Source organism: Acidiferrobacterales bacterium (assembly GCA_028820695.1).
In the GTDB taxonomy this organism is placed as follows: Bacteria; Pseudomonadota; Gammaproteobacteria; order Arenicellales; family JAJDZL01; genus JAJDZL01.
Window position 1 is genome coordinate 20,487 of record JAPPIB010000035.1, and the last position, 23,943, is coordinate 44,429.

At 49.6% G+C, this 23,943-nt stretch carries 21 protein-coding genes and 1 riboswitch; of the genes, 6 read left to right on the top strand and 15 right to left on the bottom strand.

The window, feature by feature from the left end; translation table 11 throughout:
- Positions 1–187: 187 nt before the first annotated feature.
- From gmk to OXI60_04900, 3 genes are all read right to left on the bottom strand, one after another.
- On the bottom strand, positions 188–805 hold the full coding sequence (gene gmk, locus OXI60_04890; GenBank protein MDE0309150.1) for a guanylate kinase: 618 nt from the start codon (positions 803–805) through the stop codon (positions 188–190).
- A gap of 5 nt (positions 806–810) precedes the next feature.
- The gene (locus OXI60_04895; protein ID MDE0309151.1) at positions 811–1,755 is read right to left on the bottom strand and encodes a YicC family protein; all 945 of its coding nucleotides are present in this window, start codon (positions 1,753–1,755) and stop codon (positions 811–813) included.
- Between the two features lie 149 nt (positions 1,756–1,904).
- Positions 1,905–2,327 carry a PIN domain-containing protein gene (locus OXI60_04900; GenBank protein MDE0309152.1) on the bottom strand — a complete coding sequence of 141 codons (423 nt, stop codon included), beginning with the start codon at positions 2,325–2,327 and terminating at the stop codon, positions 1,905–1,907.
- A 518-nt stretch (positions 2,328–2,845) separates the two neighbouring features.
- Between OXI60_04900 and fur the strand changes: the two genes are divergently transcribed.
- From fur to OXI60_04925, 5 genes are all read left to right on the top strand, one after another.
- The gene (gene fur, locus OXI60_04905) at positions 2,846–3,328 is read left to right on the top strand and encodes a ferric iron uptake transcriptional regulator (protein MDE0309153.1); all 483 of its coding nucleotides are present in this window, start codon (positions 2,846–2,848) and stop codon (positions 3,326–3,328) included.
- A 224-nt stretch (positions 3,329–3,552) separates the two neighbouring features.
- On the top strand, positions 3,553–5,028 hold the full coding sequence (locus tag OXI60_04910) for a cobyric acid synthase (GenBank protein ID MDE0309154.1): 1,476 nt from the start codon (positions 3,553–3,555) through the stop codon (positions 5,026–5,028).
- A 219-nt stretch (positions 5,029–5,247) separates the two neighbouring features.
- Positions 5,248–5,574, top strand: coding sequence for a hypothetical protein (locus tag OXI60_04915; protein MDE0309155.1), 327 nt, complete (start codon positions 5,248–5,250; stop codon positions 5,572–5,574).
- A gap of 79 nt (positions 5,575–5,653) precedes the next feature.
- On the top strand, positions 5,654–7,030 hold the full coding sequence (locus OXI60_04920; GenBank protein MDE0309156.1) for a DNA methyltransferase: 1,377 nt from the start codon (positions 5,654–5,656) through the stop codon (positions 7,028–7,030).
- Entirely contained in the window at positions 7,027–7,215 is a 189-nt protein-coding gene (locus tag OXI60_04925; GenBank protein MDE0309157.1) for a hypothetical protein, read from the top strand. Before OXI60_04920 ends, OXI60_04925 begins: the two co-directional genes overlap by 4 nt.
- A gap of 417 nt (positions 7,216–7,632) precedes the next feature.
- On the opposite strand, the gene OXI60_04930 is transcribed toward OXI60_04925, so the two are convergent.
- The 7 genes from OXI60_04930 to OXI60_04960 form a co-directional block, all read right to left on the bottom strand.
- Complete coding sequence (locus OXI60_04930) at positions 7,633–8,067, bottom strand: transposase (GenBank protein MDE0309158.1); 435 nt, start codon at positions 8,065–8,067, stop codon at positions 7,633–7,635.
- Positions 8,068–8,169: 102 nt separating this feature from the next.
- Entirely contained in the window at positions 8,170–10,065 is a 1,896-nt protein-coding gene (locus OXI60_04935; protein MDE0309159.1) for an energy transducer TonB, read from the bottom strand.
- 1 nt (position 10,066) lies between these two features.
- On the bottom strand, positions 10,067–10,846 hold the full coding sequence (locus tag OXI60_04940; GenBank protein MDE0309160.1) for an ABC transporter ATP-binding protein: 780 nt from the start codon (positions 10,844–10,846) through the stop codon (positions 10,067–10,069).
- Positions 10,843–11,838, bottom strand: coding sequence for an iron ABC transporter permease (locus tag OXI60_04945; GenBank protein ID MDE0309161.1), 996 nt, complete (start codon positions 11,836–11,838; stop codon positions 10,843–10,845). The genes OXI60_04940 and OXI60_04945 overlap by 4 nt, the downstream gene beginning before the upstream one ends.
- A 22-nt stretch (positions 11,839–11,860) precedes the next feature.
- The gene (locus OXI60_04950) at positions 11,861–12,733 is read right to left on the bottom strand and encodes an ABC transporter substrate-binding protein (GenBank protein ID MDE0309162.1); all 873 of its coding nucleotides are present in this window, start codon (positions 12,731–12,733) and stop codon (positions 11,861–11,863) included.
- A 22-nt stretch (positions 12,734–12,755) separates the two neighbouring features.
- Complete coding sequence (locus OXI60_04955; GenBank protein MDE0309163.1) at positions 12,756–14,711, bottom strand: TonB-dependent receptor; 1,956 nt, start codon at positions 14,709–14,711, stop codon at positions 12,756–12,758.
- 222 nt (positions 14,712–14,933) lie between these two features.
- Positions 14,934–15,137: riboswitch (cobalamin riboswitch) on the bottom strand.
- Between the two features lie 376 nt (positions 15,138–15,513).
- Entirely contained in the window at positions 15,514–16,623 is a 1,110-nt protein-coding gene (locus OXI60_04960; protein ID MDE0309164.1) for a Fic family protein, read from the bottom strand.
- A 427-nt stretch (positions 16,624–17,050) separates the two neighbouring features.
- On the opposite strand from OXI60_04960, the gene OXI60_04965 reads away from it, so the two are divergent.
- Positions 17,051–18,067 (top strand): DUF4325 domain-containing protein, encoded by a 1,017-nt coding sequence (locus tag OXI60_04965; protein MDE0309165.1) that lies wholly within the window; start codon positions 17,051–17,053, stop codon positions 18,065–18,067.
- A 37-nt stretch (positions 18,068–18,104) separates the two neighbouring features.
- Here the strand turns inward: OXI60_04965 and OXI60_04970 are convergent, their stop codons facing one another.
- The 5 genes from OXI60_04970 to OXI60_04990 form a co-directional block, all read right to left on the bottom strand.
- On the bottom strand, positions 18,105–19,004 hold the full coding sequence (locus OXI60_04970; GenBank protein MDE0309166.1) for a fatty acid desaturase: 900 nt from the start codon (positions 19,002–19,004) through the stop codon (positions 18,105–18,107).
- A gap of 586 nt (positions 19,005–19,590) precedes the next feature.
- A complete protein-coding gene (locus OXI60_04975; protein ID MDE0309167.1) occupies positions 19,591–20,025 on the bottom strand; it encodes an FxsA family protein in 435 nt (144 codons plus the stop codon).
- Positions 20,026–20,051: 26 nt separating this feature from the next.
- On the bottom strand, positions 20,052–20,801 hold the full coding sequence (locus OXI60_04980; GenBank protein MDE0309168.1) for an alpha/beta hydrolase: 750 nt from the start codon (positions 20,799–20,801) through the stop codon (positions 20,052–20,054).
- 290 nt (positions 20,802–21,091) lie between these two features.
- A complete protein-coding gene (locus OXI60_04985) occupies positions 21,092–22,237 on the bottom strand; it encodes an ABC transporter ATP-binding protein (GenBank protein MDE0309169.1) in 1,146 nt (381 codons plus the stop codon).
- An 11-nt stretch (positions 22,238–22,248) separates the two neighbouring features.
- The gene (locus tag OXI60_04990) at positions 22,249–23,880 is read right to left on the bottom strand and encodes an iron ABC transporter permease (protein ID MDE0309170.1); all 1,632 of its coding nucleotides are present in this window, start codon (positions 23,878–23,880) and stop codon (positions 22,249–22,251) included.
- Between the last annotated feature and the right edge of the window lie 63 nt (positions 23,881–23,943).

Below are 23,943 nucleotides of genomic sequence, written 5' to 3' on the forward strand. Positions count from 1 at the left end.
CTCCTGCCCAAAATCGCGCATGCCCGGTTTCAAACGGTACGCTTAATGGGCCTTCAATGAATGCAACCGATGTGCTTACACCAATTCTAATACTTTCAATATTGCATGGGGCAATTTTTGTGTTTGCGACGCGTTGCCAGTGCAATTGAAAAGCCGTCAGCGAGACGCCAGCGCGTGTTCGCGCGAGTCATCCGGCAATTCCCAGATCGTCAAGAATGCTGGCGGGGATTGGGCGAATTGACGCTTTTCGGCTTAACACCAATCCGCGCAATTCTTCGAAGGCAAGTTCGAAATCATCGTTAAGAACCAGATGATCGAATCTGACGCATTGCGCCAGGTCCTCACGTGCCGCAGCAAATCGCTGTTCGATGACACTGCCCTTGTCGCGGCCTCTGCGCACCAGTCGCTGCTTGAGCGTCTGCAAAGAAGGAGGCAGCAAAAATACCAGCACAGCTTCGCTGAACTTTTTCGACACCTGCATTGCCCCTTGCCAGTCGATGTCCAGTACGACATTCACTCCGGCATCGATTGAAGCGCGAATGGTCTCGATCGAAGTTCCATAATAATGCCCATAAACACAGGCGTGTTCGGCAAACTGGTCATCCCCGATCATCTGAGCGAATCGGTCTTGCGATACAAAATAGCAGTCCTTCCCGTCAATCTCGCCGCTGCGTCTGTCCCGGGTTGTATGTGAAACAGAAACGATTGTGTCTTCACAACGTTGTGCCAGAGCGCGGCTCAGACTCGACTTGCCTGTTCCGGACGCGGCGGAAACGATCAGAATTACCGGAGACTCATCGACCATCGTGTTCAGGCAATGTTGTGCAGTTGTTCCCGAATTTGCTCGATCACAACTTTTGCATCGACCATAAGCGTATTCATCGGGTAGTAACCGGTCTTTGACGACAGCGTGTTGACCTCGCGCCCGATTTCCTGTGCGATAAAACCCAGTCGCTTTCCGCCGTGTTCATCCTGTGTCAGAACACGCTGGAATTCTTCGACATGAAGGACGAAACGTTCGATTTCCTCACTGACGTCGGCTTTTGCCAGAATTAATGCAAGCTCCTGTTCAAACCGCGCGGGGTCAGCATCAACCTGAAGCCCGTGAATTTTTTCTCGCAGATTCTCCTCGACTGCCTTTTGCACCTGGTTGGTGAGTTGTGAAACATTTTTTGAAATTTCATCCAAGTGCCTGACTTTTTCGGTCAGGATTTCGCGGATTGCGTCGCCTTCCCTGCGGCGGTCAGCAACCAGATCGTCCAGTGCTGAAGAAAATTCAGCAACAATCATTTCAGGCAAGCTGATCTCACCGGTATCGGGTGGCGCAATGACTCCGGGCCACTTGAGCACATCGAACACCGACATGCCTGAGAGCTGCGGATTGGTTTCACACAGTCGCTGCGACAGTTGCAGTAAGGAAGTGACGACATTCATATCGAGCTGGCGCAACGCCAGGTTGTCTTCCAATGCCGACACCTTTAAATATGCATCAATTCTTCCGCGGCTGATTCTCGCTGAAATCTGTTTGCGACATGTGCTTTCAATATGGCGGAACATTTCCGGCAACTGGATGTTCATATCCAGGGCGCGGTGATTCAGCGATTTGACTTCCCACACAATTAATGAGACGTCAACAGACAGGGCAATTTGATATTGCGTTCGCTGGAGTACCGGTGGATGATGGAATTGAGGTTTTCGAATACGCAGCTGCTCTTGAACACAGAATTCGACGCATGACAGTGGATGAATTCCCACTGTGCAATCGTCTTATCCGCGAGATGACTCAAAAATTATTGTCTTCCGGCTGACGGAGTAATAATCTACCTGGTGTATTCCGACAGACTAGGAATTGGCTGGGAAGGACTCGCCGGGAACAGAGGTGCCTTGGTTTTTTGGTTCCGAGATTATGACAGATTAAACGGATTCACAATCGTAAGTTTTTCGACAATTTGACCGTCTTGCAAGTCTTCGCTGAACAGGGTCTTGCACCTGGCTTCAAGCGCAGCGGCAACTATCAGACTATCGTAAAACGAAAATCTGTATCGCCGCATGATATCAAGCCCACAGCGATACAGTCGATTAGTCGGATTTACGGACCATAAAGGAACCAACACGTCTTCAAGAAATTGATGTGCTTGTATTGCTGTCGCACTCAATTTTCCCGTGATCACATTGATTGTTTCCTGAACAACCTGATAACTGATGCAGCCAGTTCCTTCTCTCACGGCTGACTGAATCAAATCCTCGGATCGCGTACGTTTGTCAGAATCAGTTTCGTCAAACACGTAAATGAGCACACTTGAATCAATAAAGTATTTACCGTTCATTCATTTCCTCGCGAGAGAATTTCCGACCGTTGGAAAAAATACTGGCTTGTAGTTCCCGGATCGTTTCAATGGTCCTGTCACTTTTTTGCTCGCGTTGGACATAATTTTCCAACCACATTCGGAATTGTGCATTTAATGTCGTATGCTCGGCAGCTGCACGATCCCGCGCTTTTTCAATCAAATCAGCATCTGCACTGAGTGTTATGTTTTTCATCAGTTCCTCTCGTTAAAATACACGAAAATATTATACACTGCAACTGTGTTGTTTCTTACGCGCTGCGATACCCAAATCGGCGAGAAAAAGACAAAAAAACGACGCCAGGCGGTCAAATTTGCTATTTGACACTCTCTCACTCTGCCGATTCGAATCTTGCGGGAAATCCACGAAATTGAATTGAATTTACATCTGACAACCAAAATACATAAGTTCCCATTTGTAAATTCCTATCAGAGCAACTCAGGGCTTACGATAGTCTACAATACCAAATGCAAGTGTCTTCCATACAAGGAGAGGAACTGTGAAAAACCCTAATGAAACAAGTCTGGCAAAAACAGGGTTGCGTACTACACATCCTAGGTTACGGATACTTGAAGTATTGGAAAAATCCCAGACCCGTCATATGGGAGCGGAAGAGATCTACGATTCATTACGAGAATCCAACGAAGAGGTTGGGATCGCTACAGTTTATCGGGTTCTCACGCAATTCGAACAGAACGGCCTTGTGCTGAAGCATCGGTTCGGCGAGGACAGCAAGGCATACTATGAGTTGAACAATGAGCAGCACCATGATCATATGGTTTGTGTCGAGTGTGGGGATGTCTACGAGTTTATCGACGAGGAGATCGAACGCCGGCAGGATTTGGTTGCAGGTTCACTTGGTTTTGTGCTTCACGACCATTCACTTCATCTATACGGTGTTTGTTCCGGGATGCAGGAGAAAGGTGAGTGTTCGATGAAAAACAGAAAGTCTGAGACTATCCATCAGGTTTCAAGCAGCTGATACCGCTGTTTTGTGAGGCGCAGGCCTTCAGCTCGGCAGTCAGTCGTCGCTTTGCCGAACGAGATTTGAGTATAGATTGCGAAGTGCCCCATAATTCTGCAGCATTCGTCGCATATTAGCGTTGTCCAGCAGCCTCAATTCCGAGTGACGAATGTATTTCAATCTGTATCGGTCGGAAGTACCGACTAACCTCTGAGATTGGGTTTCCATTGAAGTTCTGAATCATGAACAAACGAGCTTTGATGATTCAAGGCACCGGATCCGATGTGGGGAAGTCCATCATTGTCGCAGGATTATGCCGGGTGATCAGGCGTCGAGGCATCTCAGTGGCGCCATTCAAACCACAGAATATGTCCAATAATGCCGCCGCATGTCCCACTGGTGGTGAGATCGGAAGAGCGCAGGCACTGCAGGCAAGAGCCGCAGGCATCATTCCTACTGTCGATATGAATCCGGTTTTACTGAAGCCGCAGTCGGATCGTACTTCACAGGTCGTTGTCCACGGTCAGGTGACGTCGACACTGGAAGCAGTGAAATACATGTCAACTCGGGATTCGCTTTTAGCGCCGGTCATGCAAAGTTTTGAGAAGTTGACAGAATTGTACGACTGCGTGATTGTGGAAGGTGCCGGCAGTGCCGCAGAAACAAATCTTCGAGAGCGGGATATCGCGAACATGGGATTTGCGCGTCACGCAGGAGTTCCAGTTTCGTTGCTTGCGGACATCGATCGCGGCGGTGTGATCGCTTCGGTAGTCGGCACAAAAACAGTCCTGGACCCGAAAGATTCAGCCATGATACAGAGTTTCATCATCAATCGTTTTCGAGGTGATGTGAGTCTGTTTGATGATGGCGTAAGAGAAATCGAAAAGCGTACCGGTTGGCCATGTAGAGGTGTCGTGCCTTGGCTTGACGACGCTCGCCGGTTACCGCAGGAAGACGCGATTGTTATGGATTCATTTGATGCACACGATGAATCCAAGCAACGAAAGCCACTAAAGATTGTCGTACCGATGCTGTCCAGAATCGCCAATTCGGATGATTTTGATCCCCTTAGATTGGAACCGAACGTTCAATTCGAGTTTATTCCGCCCGGCACGCCACTACCGCTCGATGCGGATGTCATGATTCTCCCAGGATCGAAGTCGACAGTCGGGGATCTTGAGTTTTTGCGTTCGCAAGGCTGGGATCATGACGTCATTGCCCATGCCCGCAATGGTGGATGGGTGCTGGGGTTGTGCGGCGGGTATCAGATGATGGGTCGGTACGTGCGCGATCCACAGGGACTCGATGGCGCGCCGGGTGAGTCGTTGGGTTTAGGGTTGTTGGATATTGAGACAGACATGCGAGGAAATAAGTCAGTACGACCGGTGAAGGGTGTTTGCACGGTTACCGATACACCGATTGAAGGTTATGAGATCCATATCGGGAAAACACATGGCTCGGATACGGTGCGCCCGTTTGCCCGGATCGGCGACATCGCTGATGGAGCAGTCAGCATTGACGGCAGAATCGCCGGATGCTATCTGCATGGAATATTTTCGACTGATGAGTTCAGAAAGACATGGCTGGATCGAATTCGAAAGGGGTCGGCGTCAGAACTTCGCTACGATACGAAAGTTGAGCAATATCTTGACGGCGTTGCGGATGGACTTGAAGATGCGCTTGAAATCGATTGTCTGCTCGCCGATGCCGAGGTGTGATTGTCGGATCATGTGAAATTTACACGGCGATCCTGCACGGCTTTTGATATGGCGAAGAGACCTGCGGACTTGAAATTCAACCGAATGGTGGTTGTGGGGCTGAGAGTTCTCGAAGGGCAGTACCTACGCGTTTATCTCTAGCCCGAAACTGACGATCGAAATTAAGGAAATTATAAATAAAGGTTGACACAAAGTGACGGGGGCGTGTAAAATGCGCGCATGCGTGTACCTGTGCAAATTCAAATTCTATGGCATTTTGGTGCGGTAATTGGTGCTGGAATGGGATGGACTACGGATACAATCCCGCAAATTGCCGTTTACATTCTGATCGCGTTGTGGCTTATTACATTAGGCTGGACACTATGTTCATATAAATCCGGTATTTATTCGTATTGGCGCAGAATGCGAGGCAAAAATGAAGGCGAATTAGATTTACACAATGCTCATCAAGTTTTGCAATACTGGGATGAGCCTGAAAGCGAGTTGGAAAAAATTTTTTCCGCAAAACAATATTACGGCATTGGCATAAAAATCAACCCAAACTGATAAAAATAGTCGCGACTGGAGAGCTTATGGAAATCAAGCACCCAAACGGGAATCACTGGTCGAATAAATCTGCTGTTAAATGACCGATCCAAAACGAGAAGCACCAACCCGCAAACCAGCGAATTTTGCCAGCGGCACAATCTGGACTGGCGACAATCTGCCGATCATGCGGGGGATGAATTCTGAATCGGTTGACTTGATTTATCTTGACCCGCCTTTTAACAGCAACAAAAACTATTCCGCTCCAATCGGATCTGAAGCTGCAGGTGCAGCGTTCAAAGATACCTGGACACTTTCTGATATAGATGTCCATGAACACGGTGAATTGGCTGATCGAAATCCAGCCGCTTATTCCGTTATCGAAGCGTCGCGACAGGCACATGGCAAAGGTATGATGTCATATCTTATTTTCATGGCAGTGCGATTGTTGGAAATGAAGCGGATCTTGAAGCCGACTGGCTCAATTTATTTGCACTGCGACCCGACTGCTTCGCACTATCTGAAACTTTTGTTAGATGGAATATTTGAACGTGCGAATTTTAGAAATGAAATTGTCTGGAAGCGTACATCTGGCCACAGCGATTCCAAAACTATGGGATCAGTGCATGACGTAATCCTTCATCAATCAATATCGGATGCACTTACATACAATGTGCAATACGTTGCTTATAGCAAGGAATATGTGAAACGACGATATAGGCACCAAGACCCTGACGGCAGGCGTTTTATGGATGGAGACTTAACCGCAAAAGGATTGCAAAGTGGGGGGTATGTGTATGAATATCGAGGCACTACAGCAGAATGGCGTGTGCCTTTTGAAAAAATGAAGGAATTAGATCGGGAAAACAGACTGTATTTCACTAATCGTGGTGGGATTAGAATAAAACGATATTTGGATGAAATGAAGGGTGTCCCAATCAATGATGTTTGGACCGATATTGATCCAATAAACTCACGCGCGCGCGAGAGAATTGGCTATCCCACTCAAAAACCTCTTGCTCTTCTTGAAAGAATAATCAGGGCATCCAGCAACATCGGCGATATGGTATTCGATCCATTCTGCGGGTGCGCAACGACGCTGGTTGCGGCAGACAGACTGCAGCGTCAATGGGCGGGCATTGATCTCTCGCCTCTGGCGATCAAACTGGTAAACGAGCGCATCAGTGAAGACCGCGGCTTGTTTGGCGGCGCAACTTCGCTTAATACGGCACCAGTGCGAACAGATTTGGGCAAACTGCCGAACTATCGAACGCACCGCCATCGCCTTTATGGCGAACAGGAAGGAGTGTGCACCGGCTGCGAAACACACTTTCCGTTTCGGGTGATGGATGTAGACCACATTCTGCCAAAATCTCGAGGTGGAACGGATCATCCAGACAATCTTCAACTGCTTTGTTCCGGTTGTAATCGGAGCAAGGGCGGGAAAACTATGGCTGAATGGAGAAGTGTGCAATGAAAAAATATCGACCAAAATTGGATCCACAGGTTGACCTCAAAGGCGCAACACCTGAAACACTGGCAAAAGCGTTATTAACCCCGCGCGTGCGAGGAAAGCCCGTTGTTCGCCGTGAGTCTTCTGTGGAGAAGGTTGCGACCGACAAGCCGGGCGACAGTATCACGCATCTGGGCAAGAGTGTCTAAGTTACGGATATTGTGCTTACCGGCAAACTCATGAACATAGCGGTCAAGATGCTTCGGGCTAATCTTGTGGAATGTGCCTTTGTGCGCTCGATTGAGCATGGCCCAGAATGACTCAACGCCGTTAATATGAGCCTGTTTTTTTACATACTCACCAACAGAATGCTTGACCGATTCATGATCAAATGGCAGATTGGAGTAAGATGTCGAATCATCGGTGTAGACAGTGGCATCGTCACTCACATTGTCAGCAATGAAGCCTTGCAGGAATTCGGCGGTTGTATTCTTAACAACTTCTGCTCGAACTTCATTCGTTTCGCGGTCTTTGATTCCTGCAACCGCAGTCTTACCAGTTGCGCCGCGACCGGCATGAAGTTTCTTGTCAGCATGCTTGTTCTTTTCAAGACCGCCAAAATACGCCTAATCAACCTCAACCGGACCGTTAAAGTCATCATCTGAATCATGCATCCAGGCTTCACGAATTCTATGCAGCATGAACCACGCGGTTGGCTGAGACACTTTTATATCCCTATGCAATTTCATGCTGGAGATGCTTTTGAGATTTGTAAGGCAAAGGTAGATAGCTATGCACCATTTCTGCATAGGTACTTTGGAATTGGCGATAGGTGTATTGGTCTTGACACTGAAGTAGCTGCGGCAGTCAGTGCACCAATAAGGCATTTTCTTGTGACTTGCTTTACTGGTGCGGGTAGAACCGCAATGCGGGCAATAACGACCATCCAGCCAGACAACACTTTCAAACCACTTGGTTGCAATTTCGTTGTCCGGGAACATGGCAAACAGGTCAATAAGAGATATACCGATTCTGTGGGATTTACCTGGTGCTTGCTGCATAACTTGACCTCGTTTCGTATTTCTAACTCGATATAAGTTATAACGATTTTCAAAGTTTTGTCAACCTTTATTTATAAATCCCGAAATTAAGTTTCCCCGCTTTCAGTTTGTCAGCACAAAAGAAACCGGAACCATCGCAATTCCATCCGACATCACACCGTTATTGCGCGCTGGCAGGAATTTCCACTTTCGAACCGCTCTTTTCGCAGCTTTATCCAATCGCGGAAAGCCACTAGATGTATGCGTCTCGATTTTCTGTGCGTTGCCGCGCGAATCAACGTGAACGCGCAGAACCACCCGACCTTCTTCATTGTTGGCTCTTGCCAGATATGGGTATTTTGGGGCTGGATTGGATAAGCCGGGAACACCGAATTGAGGTGCCATTTCAGTGCTCTGTGCCAAACCTTCCGTCTCGACGTCTGACTGAACTGATGCGACTCGATCTGTTCTTGAACTTGATGTGGTGTCGACTATCGAGGCTTTGTCCGCATCCCGGGCACGTTCGAGAGGCAGTGGCTCGTTCAGTTGTGAATTGAATGTATCTGTTTTGTCAGCATAAACTTTTGCAAACTTCGGTTGCCGGTCTTTGTGTTCTGTCCTGTTCGAAATGTCGTCCTGAGAGTTGACCTGTTCAGAGAGCAACATTCTTGTGGTTCTGTCTGGATGCTCATCAACTATCGGCAGTGATGGCATTTCAGGGATGGATGCAGCGTTCGATTCGGTTTCGTGTGATAGTTCAATCGTTTCAGCAGAGTCGACTAAGAGATTCCGCTCGTCAAGTTCAGCAAAAGCAATTCTGACTTCGACTTTGTCTGCTGCGTCCAGCACTGTCCTCGATATATTCGCTTTCGCGACGACCGGACCTGATTGCTGTGGATTTTCTTCAACGGATGGAGTTTTTGGCAAGTTGACAGTTTTGTCAACTTGTCTTGGAGTGGAGCGGTCATCGATCACATCCAAAATGGAATCCGGGAACCCCATCGCAAACAGTTCTTGCTCAATGTCCAAGGCAGATTGTGAGGATTTGGACTTGTTCATCCGCGCCGAATTTTCTGACTGATTGATTGCCAATTCACTTTCAGTCAATCGTAACTTTTCAATTGGAGCCGACTTTTCGGATCCATCCACTGATACAGGAAATCTTGACACGGAAATATGCTCATCGATCACGTCTTGAATCGCGTCAGGATATTCTCTCGCGATCAATTCGAACTCCAAATCGGTAGGGTGTCGTTGGGTTGCTGTTGTCTGATTTTCCTCGACGTCTACAATCGGTATCGTAGCTGCGGGTGGGACAGGGACACCCCGCTCCACTTCCGTATTTTGCACTCCTGGCGGGATGGATAGGCTATCAGCTGTGTCTAATATGGCATCGGGGAGAACCTTGGCAGTCATTTCATGTTCGCTATCGATTGCGGTCGGTTCAAACAGGATCTGGTCTTGATGGGTAACCAGAGCAGTTCGAAAATCCGACGGCTCTTCATCGCTAGCGAAGATCTTCGAAACATTGGGGGTTGTGTCCTCAGAGTCTGACGAGTCCAAATTAATTTCGGTACCGCCAACAAACTCCATTGATCTGTAATTTTCAACGTCCCATACAGTCTTGGTCCATTCCTTCGACGAATCCAGCGGTTCCTCAACTCCTGCAATTCGATCAGCATCGGACTGGTGCCCGGATTCAATTGGGGCTTGAATTGGGTTTACGCTGTCTTCGATCCTGTTGTGGGCCTCCACGACTTCAGTCGTCTTTTGTGCCGGAGAGGTTGATGTCGCGACGTTCAACTGGATGTCCGTTCCCGTCTCGTTGGTTTTCTCTTGCAGTTGCATGCCGGCTCCCGGAATGCTGGATTCCGGAACAAGAGTGACGCTGATGGGAACAATCGGATTGGGCGGTACAAATTCAGGCACAGTCATCAGCATGGCAAAAGCTGCAACGATGTGAACGAAAAACGAACCGACCATCGAAAATGCGAACCTGAACGGGTGTTTTCGGATCATCTTATTTCTTCAATCGTCGGACGGGTATGACAATGTTTCCATGGACGGACTCGTGGTACAGAGCCTCAATGCCATAAGCTGTCGCGAGATGTTCCTCAGAAAGTACATTCTGTGGTACTCCATCGGCGACTATGTGTCCGTCGAACAGCAATGTCATCCGATCGCAATACCTGGATGCCAGCGTGAGGTCATGCATTACGACAACAATCCCAGCACCGCCATCGGCCAGATTGCGCAATTTCTCCATCACATCCAGTTGATGCGCGGGATCAAGGCCTGCAACCGGCTCGTCAGCGAGCAAGAAATGTGGATTGGTCGCCAGCGTTCTGGCCAGCATCACTCTGGCCTGCTCACCACCGGACAGTGTCGTGACTGCCCTGTCAGCGAATTGCAGGACGTCACAGACTTCCATCGCCTTCCTGACAGATTGGTGATCCACAGCCGACGGCCTCCTCCATCTTCCAAGGTGTGGGAGTCTTCCCAGCATCACAACACTTTCAACGCTCAGTGCCCAGTAGCTCTTGCTATTCTGCTCGAGGTAGGAGATAAACTTAGCGAATTGGAATTGCTGATTGAACCTGATCTGCACACCGTCGTAGTCGATATCGCCACTCTCGACCCTGATCAGACCCATCATCGCCTTGAGTAAAGTTGTCTTGCCAGCTCCGTTCGGTCCGATCAAGGCGACTACCTCACCGCTGTTCACCGAAAACCACGCGTCAGAAACAATTTTGTTTCCGGAAATCGATATGTTCAATCGCTGTGTTCTGAGAATGCTCATATAAACTGACTTCTCATTTTGAGAACGAGCCAAAGAAAGAATGGTGAACCGACCAGCGCGGTAAAAACACCCAGTTTGAGTTCAGGACCGAAGGAGAGCATTCTGACAGCCACATCGGAAAAAAGTAACAGGATCGCACCACCTAGAGCGCTAGCCGGCAATAGAATTCCAGGCCGGTGTCCAACAAGCGGACGCAGGAGATGTGGAACGACCAGTCCGACAAATCCGATGGCGCCGGCGACGGCAGTGGCAGCTCCGACAGACACTGTCACACCGACAATGATCTGCATGCGAACCCGCCGAACATTGACACCGAGCGTGGATGCCGTGTCCTCTCCAAGTGACAATGCGTCAAGCGACTTTCCAACAGTCAGCAGAAGTGCGATTCCGATCAGCATGAACGGTCCGGCCAGCCAGACGTGCTCCATACTTCGATTGGCCAGCGATCCGAGCAACCAGAAAATTATTTCCACTGCCGCAAAGGGGTTGGGAGCAAGATTCAGTGCCAGCGAAGTAAGCGCGCCCGCCAGCGTTGATACTGCAACACCGGCCAAGATAAGCGTCAGGGTTGAGCTTCCCCGCCCAGCGATGATCACCATGATCATAACTCCGACCGAAGCTCCAATCATTCCGCCCAAAGGCAATGTCCAAACATATAAGGTGGAAAGACCGAAGTAAATTGTAAGCACGGCACCCAGAGCAGCGGACGCGGACACTCCAATCAATCCAGGTTCAGCGAGTGGATTGCGGACATATCCCTGCATTGCAGCACCGCAGATTCCCAAGGTTGCACCGATCGCCGCGCCCAGTAATGCTCTTGGCAGACGAATCTCCTGGGCGATAATCACAGCGATATCGGAACCATCGGAAAATATCGAGGAAAGGACTGCCCATGTTCCGATTCCAACCGGTCCCACTGACAACGATGCGAGAAAACCAATCATCACGGCCAAAGAAAGGCATATCAGCAATGTATTGGTTTTGGTGTTCATGGGAAACAAGTGTGTTCGTATATCACTGTGCGAGCTTGACTCTCTCGGCTGTAAAGTAGTCGAGCGCTTCAGCGACAAATGGCGTACCGCAGATCCATAGATGGCTTTTCGTATTGATTCTTGGAACGTCCGCGTATTTGCGACGGATTGAGGGATGGTTTGGAAGTTCGTTTGCCATTGCGGCATATCTGTTGCGATCGCCCAACATCAGAACATCCGGCTGGTGGGTAAGCAGATACTCCAATGGCAGATGCTGTGCGGTTCCGAGTCCGAGTTCTGCTCCGAGGTTGCGAAAGCCCGCCAATTCGACAAGTCGCGTGATGAGTGCGTCCTGACCGAAAGTAAAGCCGTTCTGGTTGTAAATGGCAAGCAGTGGTCGATCGCTGACTTTCTGCCGTCGAACTGCGTCGATCCGGTTTGCGAATTCCGACGCCATCGTATCACCGAGGACTGGATCGCCGATCGCCTCGGCAACCAGACGGATGTTGGCAGCGATGTCATCAAGACTGTCCGCCACCGGTATGGTCCTGACTTGATAGCCCAGTTTTTCAAGTAGCAGGATGCTTGAATGTCCGAAAGTACTGGTAAGAATCAGGTCTGGGTCAAGTGCGACTATCTCCTCGGCAAAGCCGTGATTGACTGGAAAGTTCCTAGCTGTCTCAGACATTGCAGACATGCTCGGGTTATGCGAGAAAAAGCTCAACGATGCGATTCTGTCATGGTCCGACAACAGCAGGAGCAGTTGATCCGTGCAAAGATGGGTCGATACGATCCTACTTGGTTTTTCGATAACCTGCTGATCCGACAGACTGATGTCCGCGAATAGCGTCAACATGATGATCGCTGCCAACCCTGTGCGCGACAGGATCAGGATAAATGACCGATGGCAATACATGAGCTGACTCATCATGTTCTGATCAGAAGGTGTATCGGATTCCAACCTGCCAGGTTCGACCGGGCTTGTTGTAACCGCGAAGTTCGGAGTACTTCTCGTCGAACAGGTTTTCGATCTTGCCGGTCAGTTCGAGCTTTGAATTCAGATTCATGGTTGCGCCCAGGTTCACCAGCGTATATTCGGGCAAGTCCGCCACATTTGGCCAACTTGTATAATCGAGCTGTTTCCCCACATGTCGCATGTTCAGATTTATTGATCCGGACTTTCCTGAATGTGTGAACTTTCGGCTGATATTAAGAGTCAGGGATTTGGACGGTCTTCTGATCAGTTCCTTTTGCTCCGAATTGAATCCCTGGAGGAACGTCGCACTCGCGGTCACGTCATACTTGTCTGCGAGAGTGCCGAGCATCGAGAGCTCCCAACCCTTGATGGTGCTCACTCCGGGTTTATTGACAGATTTGCCTATGCCGGATTGGTTGTTGCTAATACAGTTCTCAACTTGTTCGCTCTCAATCAAATCAGTAACCTTGTTTTCGAAGTATGTGACGTCGAACGTCAAATTGCCAGGCACTGGCCGAAATTCTGCCCCAAAGTCCCAACTCTTGCTTGTTTCAGGTCTGAGGTCAGGATTTGCACACCAATCGGCACCCGATCCGTACAATTCCGAGACTTGGGGATTTTTTACGCCGGTACCGGCACTGCTGTGAATTCTCAAGTCATCGTTGGCAATCCAAGCCAAAGTGCCGCGATAGGTCTTGTAGTCTTTGAATCCATCATTGGCGTTGTCGTCGTAGCGTCCGCTTAGTGAAGCGAATACATCGTTTCCGAAATCCACTCGTTGCTCGATAATGACACTCTTGGTGTCGAACGTGCCTCCCTTCCCACGAGCGACGTATTGACCGATCGCTCTGTTTTTCTCCTTGTTTAACGCGACAATAGTTGTCTGATTGGTCTCGCGGGCTTCCCAGTTGATGACCGCCTGATATTCGACTTTGGACTTTTTCCCTAGTGTCGGAATTTGCCAAACACCCTTGGCGACCTCATTTCGCTTATGGCGGGTGTCGAAAAGTTTGATGGAATGGACGAAACCGCCATCAGGTTGTTCGTAGCTTATGCCGATTGATGAAGCTCTTTTCTTGTCCTCACCGCGGCAGTTGTTTGAAGAGGGCCAGGAACAGCCATCGTAGTCACCGTCCGAATTTACCAATAGAGTTGAAGCGGTTATTTCCATTTCATTCGAGATCTGAGTGCCAACCTTGAGGTGTGCGCTCGTTTGTCGCAAACCATCGGCTTCGGTATTGTCAGATTTTGCCGAAATCCCCCTGGACTGTGTCTGACTCATCGCGACCGACCCGTAACTTCCCCCGCTAGCGAAGGCAACATAGGAATTCAGTTTGGTTGTACGCAAAGAACCTTGTTCCACACTTACTATGGCAGTTGTACCTTCATCTGGAATTGGACTTGTGATGTCGATTACGCCACCGATCGCCTCACTTCCATAGATTGAGCTTTGCGGTCCTCGCAGCACTTCAATTCTGTCAGCTGCAAAAGCGGGTAAGTGTTGAAAATAGACTCCGTCATAGAAAGCCGGATCGGATAATTCAATCCCATCAAAAAGGACCAATGTGTGATTGCTTTCCGACCCGCGTATCCGAACGTCTGTCAGCCCGGAAGGGGAATATTGGCTGACTGCCAGACCGGGCACTTCTCGGAGCATTTCGTGAACATGTGTAACGTTTCGTTTGGAAATGTCCTTCTTGTCGAAGACAGTGACACTGCTTCCGACATGCTTAGCTGGAACTGAAACACGACTTGCCGAGACCACGACTTCTTCGCCTGTCGATTCGGCTTTATCGTTCTCGTCGGTATTCGTTTGAGCTATTGCAGATATCGGCAAGACAGCGAATAAGAGTACAGAAAGTAAAATCAGATATTGATAAGTTTTACCGATATTGATTAACTGGGTGATTATGTGCATATTGTGACGACCCCACTGTGTATAGAAAGCTATCGGCATGAATTCTTGTACACACGGGTAGAACCGCCTCGAAACCCACGTTCGTGTCAGGATGACCGAACATTGTTCCGGTAGTTCTGTCTGAATGGATTTTTCCCATAACTGTGGTGAACCTATGCCGTTTTACAATAGGCGCGTCACCACCAACGGGTGTCCGTTCCGCAAGCACACCCCGTACTGCGGTTGGGTAACGCTGGCAACGGCAGGTTTCCTGGCTCGCGGGTCAAGCACTCTTGCTTTGCCTTCCCAGTTTCCCAGTGGCTTCATCAAGCAATCGCTAACCGCATACAGTTGCGAGGGCAGCCAAGGCTTCAGATATTTATGTAATCCTGACCTTGTTCCTTATTGCTTCCCTTGAATAAGGGAACCATTGCTAGGGTAGAGTATACGAAATTTTTCGATGATCAAAAGGCTTTGTGCCGGTTCACTGCATATAACGACATCTGGGCGTAGATTCGTATGGGCGCGGCATGCCTGCATTGGCCCAGTTGCTGGTCGAGTTTTGCAGGACGGAGGTAGACCCCACTGATGAGTTGCCGCCTGTTTCAGATTCCGCAGAGTCTGACCTCGACTATCGTCCTGGCGCGATTCGGAAAAACAGTGAGTTGGTGGATTGGCAGTCGTGATGACACAACTTCTAAAAAAATGTGGATAGCTGAGGCAAGACATGGCCTTGTCCGGTAATTGGACCATGGTAGTACTAATTGCTTGCAAGGGTATGGATGCACAAATTCTCCACCCTGATCGAAATTGGAGAAAAGAATTATTCAATCTGATTGCGTAATCTGTAACTTGTGCTGCGTCCTCCCCCGGAGTTCTGAATCAAGATGCCACGCTCTTTCAGGTCCTGAATATCCCTGAGAGCAGTGTCATTGGAGCACTTTGCAAGCTTCGCATATTTGGATGTGTTCATATATCCGGTAAAGTCATGCTCAAGCATGCGATTGATGATCAGCCGCTGACGTTCACCAACGGGCCGTTGATTAATCAACTGCCAAAGTTGTGCTTTGTACAAAACGTTACCAGCGGTAGTTTCTGCATTCGATATGGCTCGTCCCAGACAATCCAAGAACCATTCCAGCCAGCCTGTGATTTCCAGTGTGCTTCGCTGTTGTTTTTCAAGTTGGTCGTAATAATCCTCGCGTTCGGATGCAATCTGGGCAGATAAGCTGTAGAATCGCTCCGCTACGCCATCCGCGCGTGCCAGAGCCATGTCACCGATAGCCCTGGCGACCCGACCATTCCCGTCTTCAAAGGGATGGACAGTCACAAACCAAAAATGAGCAATGCCAGCCTTGAGCACAGGGTCTATGTCATGACTGTTGTTAAACCAGTCCATAAACATTTGCATTTCGTTTTCCAGTTGATTTGCGTCCGGCGCTTCAAAGTGAACGTTCATACGACCTAAAGGACCGGAGACTACCTGCATCGGTCCTGAAGCCATTGTGCGCCATTCGCCGACAACGATAGGACTGAAGCCGCTGTTCCCAGTCGGAAACAGCACAGCTTGCCAGTGACACAACCGTTTCTTCGTCAGAGGTCTGGAAAAATGCTGTGTTGCATCCAGCAAGATATCCACAATGCCTTCCACATTACGGTCGGTTGGCGCAAGTCCGGCAACCCCAATCCCTAGTTTTCGTGCAATAGATGAGCGAACATCTTTCGGGTCGAGTTTCATACCCTCAATCGCCGAGGACTGGACAGCATCGTAATTTAAGGTATTAAGATTGGCCTCTTGCCTGAGCTCAAGTCCAAGACCTTCCATTCGGCCTAGAAGACGACCCTGGCGATAGCGTATGTCAGCCAGCTTCGGGGTAATGGTTTCGACATCCCAAACGAAATTTGGCCAATCGTGATGTTCGTGTATCCACATTTTTATCACCGCATAATATGCGGCGATAAAAATGGTTATTCGCCGCAAAGTCAAGAATTATCACCGCAAAATTAGCAGTGATAAGTCATGCCATTGACCGCAACCGATCAGATTCTCTCTGAACTAGAGGATGTCAGTTGAAGTAACTTCCAAAGTCTGTCAGGACACGGAGAAGGAGTGAAGCATATGAGTTGGAGACACCCGCGCAGCAGAGTATCGATCAGGGTATCACGTGTTCGGAAACGTCCAAGTGAGATTTTTGCGGTCAATCTGACTTGTCCGATGAAGTTGTGTCCCGACAGTTGTGCTCGGTGCAAGCATGAGACACAAGTCCGAAACCGTGCCGACCTTAAATTTTCTCTGACTCTTGACAAATGCACAAGATTGGGTGTAGATTTATCAGGACTCACAGACGGCTTCAATTATTATGACAAAAAGAAGTCAAAAAGTCAGGAATTTCATTCTCCAAAATGTAGATAAGTATCCGCGTGATATTGCGGAAAAAGCTTCATCTTACTATTCCATTTCCAGGCAGTCAGTCAACCGACACCTGAATCAGTTGATGGACAAGCAGGTATTGGATGCAGAATGGACGATCAAGAATCGCTCGTACCAACTTCGTATTCTTGAGAGTTGGAATAAGCATTATCAGATCAACGAGCAATTGGCAGAGGATGTTGCCTGGCGTGAAGACATAGAAAGTCTCCTGCCGGCAGTGCCAGATAATGTCTTGAGTATGTGGCACTATGGCGTTACTGAAATCTTCAACAATGCCATTGACCATTCAGGCGGCAGTGAAATCCGTGCACAGATCAAGAAGACTGCAACCAGTGTTGAGTGTATTGTGACTGACGACGGTGTTGGGATTTTCGACAAGATCAAGAACGAATATAAGTTGTTGGATGAAAGACATGCAGTCCTTGAGTTATCGAAGGGTAAACTTACGACGGATCCCCAAAAGCATCCAGGTCAGGGAATCTTCTTTACTTCAAGAATGTTTGATGAGTTCACGATTTTGTCAGGCGAGACGTTCTTTGGTCACAAACACGGCGAACCGGAGGATTGGATAGTCGAAAGCGGTAGTCTCCAAAGTGGCACCATGGTTTCCATGAAGCTCAAAAATGACGAATCGCGAACGATGAATGAGGTTTTCAAACAGTATTCCAACGGAGGAGATCACGCCTTTTCGAAGACGGTGGTTCCAGTCAGGCTGGCGCAGTACGAGCACGAGAGTCTGATCTCACGTTCGCAAGCAAAACGGCTGATGAAGCGAGTTGACGAATTCGACAAGGTTATCTTGGATTTCGACCGGGTCAGATCAGTGGGGCAGGCATTTGCAGACGAGATTTTTCGCGTGTTTTGCACCGAGCATCCGAAAGTCGAGGTAACCGCCATCAACGAAAATGAAGCCGTACGGCAGATGATATCCAGAGCCCAATCCTGACTGTTGACCAGCCACCCCTGACCGGATGTCAGGGATATCACATGGAGCGCAAGTACTCCCTGTGAAATTCCAGATAACCGGATGAGACCGTTCCCAGATGCTTGCGCACCTTGTCATGCAAGATAGGCAGGCGGTGAAATGGGACCGATGGATACAGATGGTGCTCACAATGAAACGACATGTTCCAGGTGATCAGTCTCAAAAGCGGATTGGTCAGTGTGGTTCGGGTGTTGACCAGCATATTGGGCGACAACTCACAGTCCCCGTGCTCTGCGAGCAGAAACAACCTCAGGGAAACCATTCCAATCAGAATCGGAACAACCCAGAAAGTGGCGATCAAGGCACTTTGAAGATAGATCGAAACTGCGCCGATCGCGACATATAGCGCCAGGTGGATCCGTGCTTCTCGCTGGATGGCTCGATGTGCAGATTTCGGAATGAACTTTGAATTGACATTGCCTGATGCGTGGTGCAATAGAAGGCGGATCTGAGGCAGCCAGTAGGACGTCAGCCCGGTCATCGTCCACATATACCCTGGAAAAGTCCGGGGTTTTTCTGTCAGTAGTTCCGGGTCGCGCGCCGGATCATTCGTATGCCGGTGGTGCTCGAAATGAAAGTGGCGGAAATAATTGGCCGGAAGAATGAGTATGAACCCCGCCACGGCAGCGACGATGTTGTTCCACCCTCTCGAGCGGAAGGCGGTGCGATGGATGCATTCATGAAGCGGCGCAAACAGAAAAACGACAATAGTTCCATAAGCGAACCATGCTGGAAGAATCCACCAGCTAGATTGCGCTGACCAGACCCACAAACCGGACCCGCCGACCAGAAGAAGGTGTACAGCAAGCCGAGTCAATCCAACTGAATCTGACTTCTCACTGAGTTGCAGAAGGTCGCGGGACTTGACAAGGTCGCGCCGAAAGACGTAATTTTCCATTGTGAAAAATGAAGTGCCAACCAGATGAGTCCATGGCTGTATTATCGCGAAATATTGCACATGAGAAGAGGTATTCAAGAGGCGGGGTAGACGGAAGCGTCTGGCTCGGGTCTATCTAGCCGTTAGTAGAAAAAAATTGGCAATATCATGACCCATGCATGATATTGCCATAGCTACAAGAGGAGAGAAGCTTAGAATTTAAAATCTTGAGAATATGGTTCGGTGCGGGGTTTCAGATCAGTTTTATCCGGTGAATATGTGACGTCACTTACGCCAGACAGCTTAGGTTCATGACCGACGCCGTATGCGTAGACTGAATATGGCGCAAAATCTTGAAGAATTCTTTGCCCCAACCGTCTGAATCCTGCCTTTGCCATCGTTTTGAATCAGTAAATTTCATATTTAGGAATGATAATGATTATCATTATCTACAATTTTTCACAGTTGTCAAGCCGATCAGTAAAAAATTTTGCAATGAATCTCACTGCGGCACAAGCCCTGCGACAGCTCACACGGACGGCGGTCTGTTTGGCGTATTGGGGGTATCAGGGGCGATCGCTGCGATCTGACGTCACAGCGGAACTGGCTAGTCAGTATCGATTTCCCGAAATTTGACGTCGTACGTCCGCGACTGTGACGATTGACTGCGCTGGTTTACGTGAACAATCAGACGACTCAGCAAAATCGAAGCAAACGCTCTTCGAATTGGCGATGTCAGACATATGAATCCGATCGCATCGGTCACGAAGCCGGGCGTAATCAGCAATGCGCCGGCAACGAGCAGGAAAAGTCCCTCCACCAATTCCAGGGCCGGCACCTCTCCACTTTTTACGCTCCCGACTGCCCGATGCAGCGTGAGAATTCCCTGCAACCTCACCAGCCACGCGCCGATCAGTGCTGTCGCGACCACTCCGACAATCGTCCATCCAGCCCCGATCACCTGTCCAATCTGGATCAGCAGATAAATCTCCGCGATCGGAATGATCAGGAAACACAGAAACAGGATTGTAACGACTCTCATAAGACCGTATCAGAAGATGAAGTGCGTCAGTCCGGCCAAATCTTGTCGACAGCCCACTCAATCATGTCAACATGATCGGTCAGCCGGTGATCACCATCGGGGAAAATGGTGACTTCGATGTCGGAATCCGCATGGTCCCTGAATTCAAGACTTTGACCAGACGGCACCACATCATCAAGCGCACCGTGCAGTATCTTCACCGGATGGTTGTAACTTAACGGAGTCGAAAACGCATCGTATTGCAATGAGTCAAGCACCGCGGCATATGCAATTGTGTAACTGCAGTCCGGACCTGTGTCGTCGAATGTCCGATAGCCCGACTTTCGCCATTGTTCTTGCACCTCGGGTGAGGCACTGAGATAAATTCCGTTCATGAAATTGAATGCTGGTGCGATCAGTACCTGTCCGCAAACATTCACTTCGGCATCCAGGGCAACCTGTGACGCAACCCAGCCTCCCATACTGGAGCCGACCAGAACCTTTGGACGCCCTCCAAACAAAGACAGCGCCAGTTTGGTGTCCTCAATCGCACGGGATATGCTGAACTCCTCGAAATCACCATCGGACTTTCCGTGGGCGCGCATGTCAAACCGAATCCACGAACGGTCGAGTCGCTCGGCCTGACTCCACAGTCGCATCGATTTGGTGCCTTCTGCGTCGGAGGACAACCCGTGCAGAAACATGCCCACTGGTCCCTCGTAGGTATCGCGGTACACACCTCTGATAATCTGGCCATCCCTCGCAGGTATGGAAAATGCATACTCGTTCGGCTTCATTGGTCTTTTCCCATACGTCTATTTGGGGCTATTTCATGACTTGTCAATGACACACCTGCGTCTTCAATCAATAAAAGTCCGACAACGGTTACGCTAACAGTTTAACGGATTGTAGAGATTGTCTCATTACTATCGACTGAAAAACGGAATGATCACAAATCCGACACAAGCCGTCATGTACAGCTGGCGGTGTGTTAGCCGGTCGTCCAGCCATCAACCGCTGCAGTGAATGATTGCGAATCGGCAGCCTTGCGAAAGTGCTTGTGTTTCCGACCCGACAGTTCAGGCAGTTATTCAGGCGAAGTCGGTGATGACGCCTGTGGTGCGATAGTACGAGTCATAGCGTGCTCCTGCCCTTTTTCGAAAATTACGATATGTTCGATATTCAATCTCAAACCGATGTGCTCACCAAGCTGATGATTGTGATGGGAGTCAGCCAGACAGTAAATCGACTGGCCATCTTCCAGTCTGACGGTGTAGAGAAAATGGGAGCCGCGGAACGACTTTCGGATCACCTTGCCTGTGAGTTCACTGGCATCATCGTGCAGGATGTCATCGGGCCGAAGTAGTATTTCAACCTGCGCATCCCTTTTCAAGCCATAGTCGTTTTGAAACGCATGCAGTCCAAAAGCGGATCTCAGCATCTGGTCGCTGATGACGTCGGCACTTATGAATTCGCCCTCGCCGACAAACCGCGCGGTAAAACGATTCAGTGGATGGTGGTACACGTTGAACGGGACGTCCCATTGGTGCACGTATCCTTTTTCCATGATGCCGATCTTGTCAGCCATTGAGAACGCAATTTCGTGATTATGGGTGACCATGATGGTCGAGATGTTTTCCTGGGTGAGAATACGCTTGACTTCAGGTATCAGCGTATTGCGGATTTCGACGTCAAGACTGGAAAACGGCTCATCCATCAGCAAAAGTTCAGGCTTTGGAGCGATTGCACGGGCGAGAGCGATTCGCTGCTGCTCACCACCCGACAGCGAGTAAGGGTCGCGGTCTCCAAAACCTTCCAGGTCGATCAGCATCAGCAGACTGCGAACCCGATTGTCCCGGTCCGCAGCTTTCCACTTCCTCAGTCCGAATGAAATATTCTGTGAGACACTCAAATGCGGAAATAAGGCATAGTCCTGGAACATCAAGCCGATATTGCGCTTTTCCGGAGCAACCGAATTGCCTGGTGACGAAAGAGTCGCAGAGTTCATGGTGATTGACCCGGCATGCAGAGGTTCGAATCCCGCGATGCCTCTCAGCAGTGTTGACTTGCCACAGCCACTAGGTCCGAGTATTGATCCCATCTCACCGGGCTGGAGTTCGAAACTGACTGCGTTCACAGCACGACGTCCATTTCCGTAACTCAGGGAAACGTCGCACACCGCCAGAAGCGGCTGGGTCCCGGTGCGGTCTATTGCTGAGTTGCTGTCATTCATCTTGACCGTTCCTATCGTCTTTCACGGGTCATCGTCTTGCTCAGGATAATCACTGGAACAATTCCAGTCAACACGATTGTCAGCGAGGGCAGGGCGGCGTCAATGAGTCGTTCGTCTGACGCCAGTTCATACGCGCGGACAGCGAGCGTGTTGAAATTGAAAGGGCGCAGAATCAATGTGGCGGGCAATTCTTTCAGCACATCGACAAAAACAATCAGGAATGCCGTAATCAGCGACGCGCGCATCACTGGCAGGTGGACGCGTTTTAACACTTCCCAAGGTCGGCATCCCAATACGCGAGCCGAATAGTCCATGCTGGGTCTGATCCGTTGCAATCCGGTTTGTACAGCATTCAGCGAAATGGCAAGAAACCTCACAGTATATGCGAACAGAAGCGCAAAGATCGAACCGGACAGGATCAGTCCGACTTCGATGTCCAGAGCAGATCGGAATAAATCTATCAGTCGAAGGTCAAGCCAGACCAGAGGGGTGATGACCCCGACCGCGATAATTGCGCCGGGTATGGCATACCCCAGACCCGAAACGGCAACCATGCTCGCGACAACGCGAGTCGAAACTGTGCGTTTGGCATAACCCAGGACGACCGAAAGAATTACCGCGATCGCGGCAGCGGTGGCACCGAGCCGAACCGTGTTCCATACAAGCACGGCGAATCGCGAAAGATCGTACTCAGCATCAAACAGTGTCCACTTCAGCAAAATCAGGGCCGGTAGCAGAAATCCAAGAAGTACCGGTAAGAAGCACGCAAGCCACGCCAGCAAGGCTTTTTTGCCGACCAGACGGATTTTGGACTGATGGATGGTTTTCCCCTTTGCTGAATGGTACTGTACCTTTCGGCGCGAGAACCACTCACAGAACATCAGCAAACCGACGAATCCGAGCAGCATGATGGACAGCTGTGCGGCGACAGAGGCATCGCCGTAACTACCGAAAGCGCGGATGATTCCAGTGGTGAACGTGTCGATACCGAAAAACTGCACGGTACCGTAGTCCGCAAGTGTTTCCATCAAGGCGAGCGAGACACCGGCGACAATCGCCGGCCTGGTGAGGGGGACCGCAACCTTGAAGAAACTCTCCCCCATGCTGTAACCGAGCGTTCGGCTCAGTTCGATAAATCCCGACGATTGCTCAAGAAATGAGATTCTCGACAGCAGATAGACATAAGGATAGAGCACCAGGGCGAACAGGACTATGGCACCGGGTAGCGACCGGATCGAAACATATAGATCGGCAAACCGCTCCTCACCGACTATGTGACGCACCAAGGTGTAAACCGGCCCAAAGTAATCCAGTAATCCGGTGTAGGTGTAAGCGATGATGTAGGCCGGAAATGCCAAAGGCAGCAATAACGCCCAGACAAACACCTTGCGTCCGGGAAATTCACAGATGCTGGTCAGCCAGGCTGTTGGTACACCGATGATCAACGTCAGCGAGCCGACACCGAGCATCAGCAATAGGGAATTCGTGACATAGGTCCCGATCACTGTATCGACCAGATGTTTCAGCAATGCAATACTTTCTGTGGTGACAGCTGATCCGAAAATTGCAATCAGCGGGGAGACCACGACCAGAGTGATCACGGGAGTTGACAGGGCAAGCGGACTGAAGTTTGAGGAGCGCATATGCAATCAAGCGAGATTGAATCGAAAAAGGAAATCTGTCTTCGAAACCCGACCCGAGGGTGA

Coding starts and splice junctions, on each gene's coding strand:
- gmk (MDE0309150.1), bottom strand. CDS start 805: ATGGTCGATGAGTCTCCGGTAATTCTGATCGTTTCCGCCGCGTCCGGA.
- OXI60_04900 (MDE0309152.1), bottom strand. CDS start 2,327: ATGAACGGTAAATACTTTATTGATTCAAGTGTGCTCATTTACGTGTTT.
- OXI60_04910 (MDE0309154.1), top strand. CDS start 3,553: ATGAACAAACGAGCTTTGATGATTCAAGGCACCGGATCCGATGTGGGG.
- OXI60_04915 (MDE0309155.1), top strand. CDS start 5,248: ATGCGTGTACCTGTGCAAATTCAAATTCTATGGCATTTTGGTGCGGTA.
- OXI60_04920 (MDE0309156.1), top strand. CDS start 5,654: ATGACCGATCCAAAACGAGAAGCACCAACCCGCAAACCAGCGAATTTT.
- OXI60_04925 (MDE0309157.1), top strand. CDS start 7,027: ATGAAAAAATATCGACCAAAATTGGATCCACAGGTTGACCTCAAAGGC.
- OXI60_04930 (MDE0309158.1), bottom strand. CDS start 8,067: ATGCAGCAAGCACCAGGTAAATCCCACAGAATCGGTATATCTCTTATT.
- OXI60_04935 (MDE0309159.1), bottom strand. CDS start 10,065: ATGATCCGAAAACACCCGTTCAGGTTCGCATTTTCGATGGTCGGTTCG.
- OXI60_04940 (MDE0309160.1), bottom strand. CDS start 10,846: ATGAGCATTCTCAGAACACAGCGATTGAACATATCGATTTCCGGAAAC.
- OXI60_04945 (MDE0309161.1), bottom strand. CDS start 11,838: ATGAACACCAAAACCAATACATTGCTGATATGCCTTTCTTTGGCCGTG.
- OXI60_04950 (MDE0309162.1), bottom strand. CDS start 12,733: ATGTATTGCCATCGGTCATTTATCCTGATCCTGTCGCGCACAGGGTTG.
- OXI60_04955 (MDE0309163.1), bottom strand. CDS start 14,711: ATGCACATAATCACCCAGTTAATCAATATCGGTAAAACTTATCAATAT.
- OXI60_04960 (MDE0309164.1), bottom strand. CDS start 16,623: ATGTGGATACACGAACATCACGATTGGCCAAATTTCGTTTGGGATGTC.
- OXI60_04965 (MDE0309165.1), top strand. CDS start 17,051: ATGACAAAAAGAAGTCAAAAAGTCAGGAATTTCATTCTCCAAAATGTA.
- OXI60_04970 (MDE0309166.1), bottom strand. CDS start 19,004: ATGGAAAATTACGTCTTTCGGCGCGACCTTGTCAAGTCCCGCGACCTT.
- OXI60_04975 (MDE0309167.1), bottom strand. CDS start 20,025: ATGAGAGTCGTTACAATCCTGTTTCTGTGTTTCCTGATCATTCCGATC.
- OXI60_04980 (MDE0309168.1), bottom strand. CDS start 20,801: ATGAAGCCGAACGAGTATGCATTTTCCATACCTGCGAGGGATGGCCAG.
- OXI60_04985 (MDE0309169.1), bottom strand. CDS start 22,237: ATGAATGACAGCAACTCAGCAATAGACCGCACCGGGACCCAGCCGCTT.
- OXI60_04990 (MDE0309170.1), bottom strand. CDS start 23,880: ATGCGCTCCTCAAACTTCAGTCCGCTTGCCCTGTCAACTCCCGTGATC.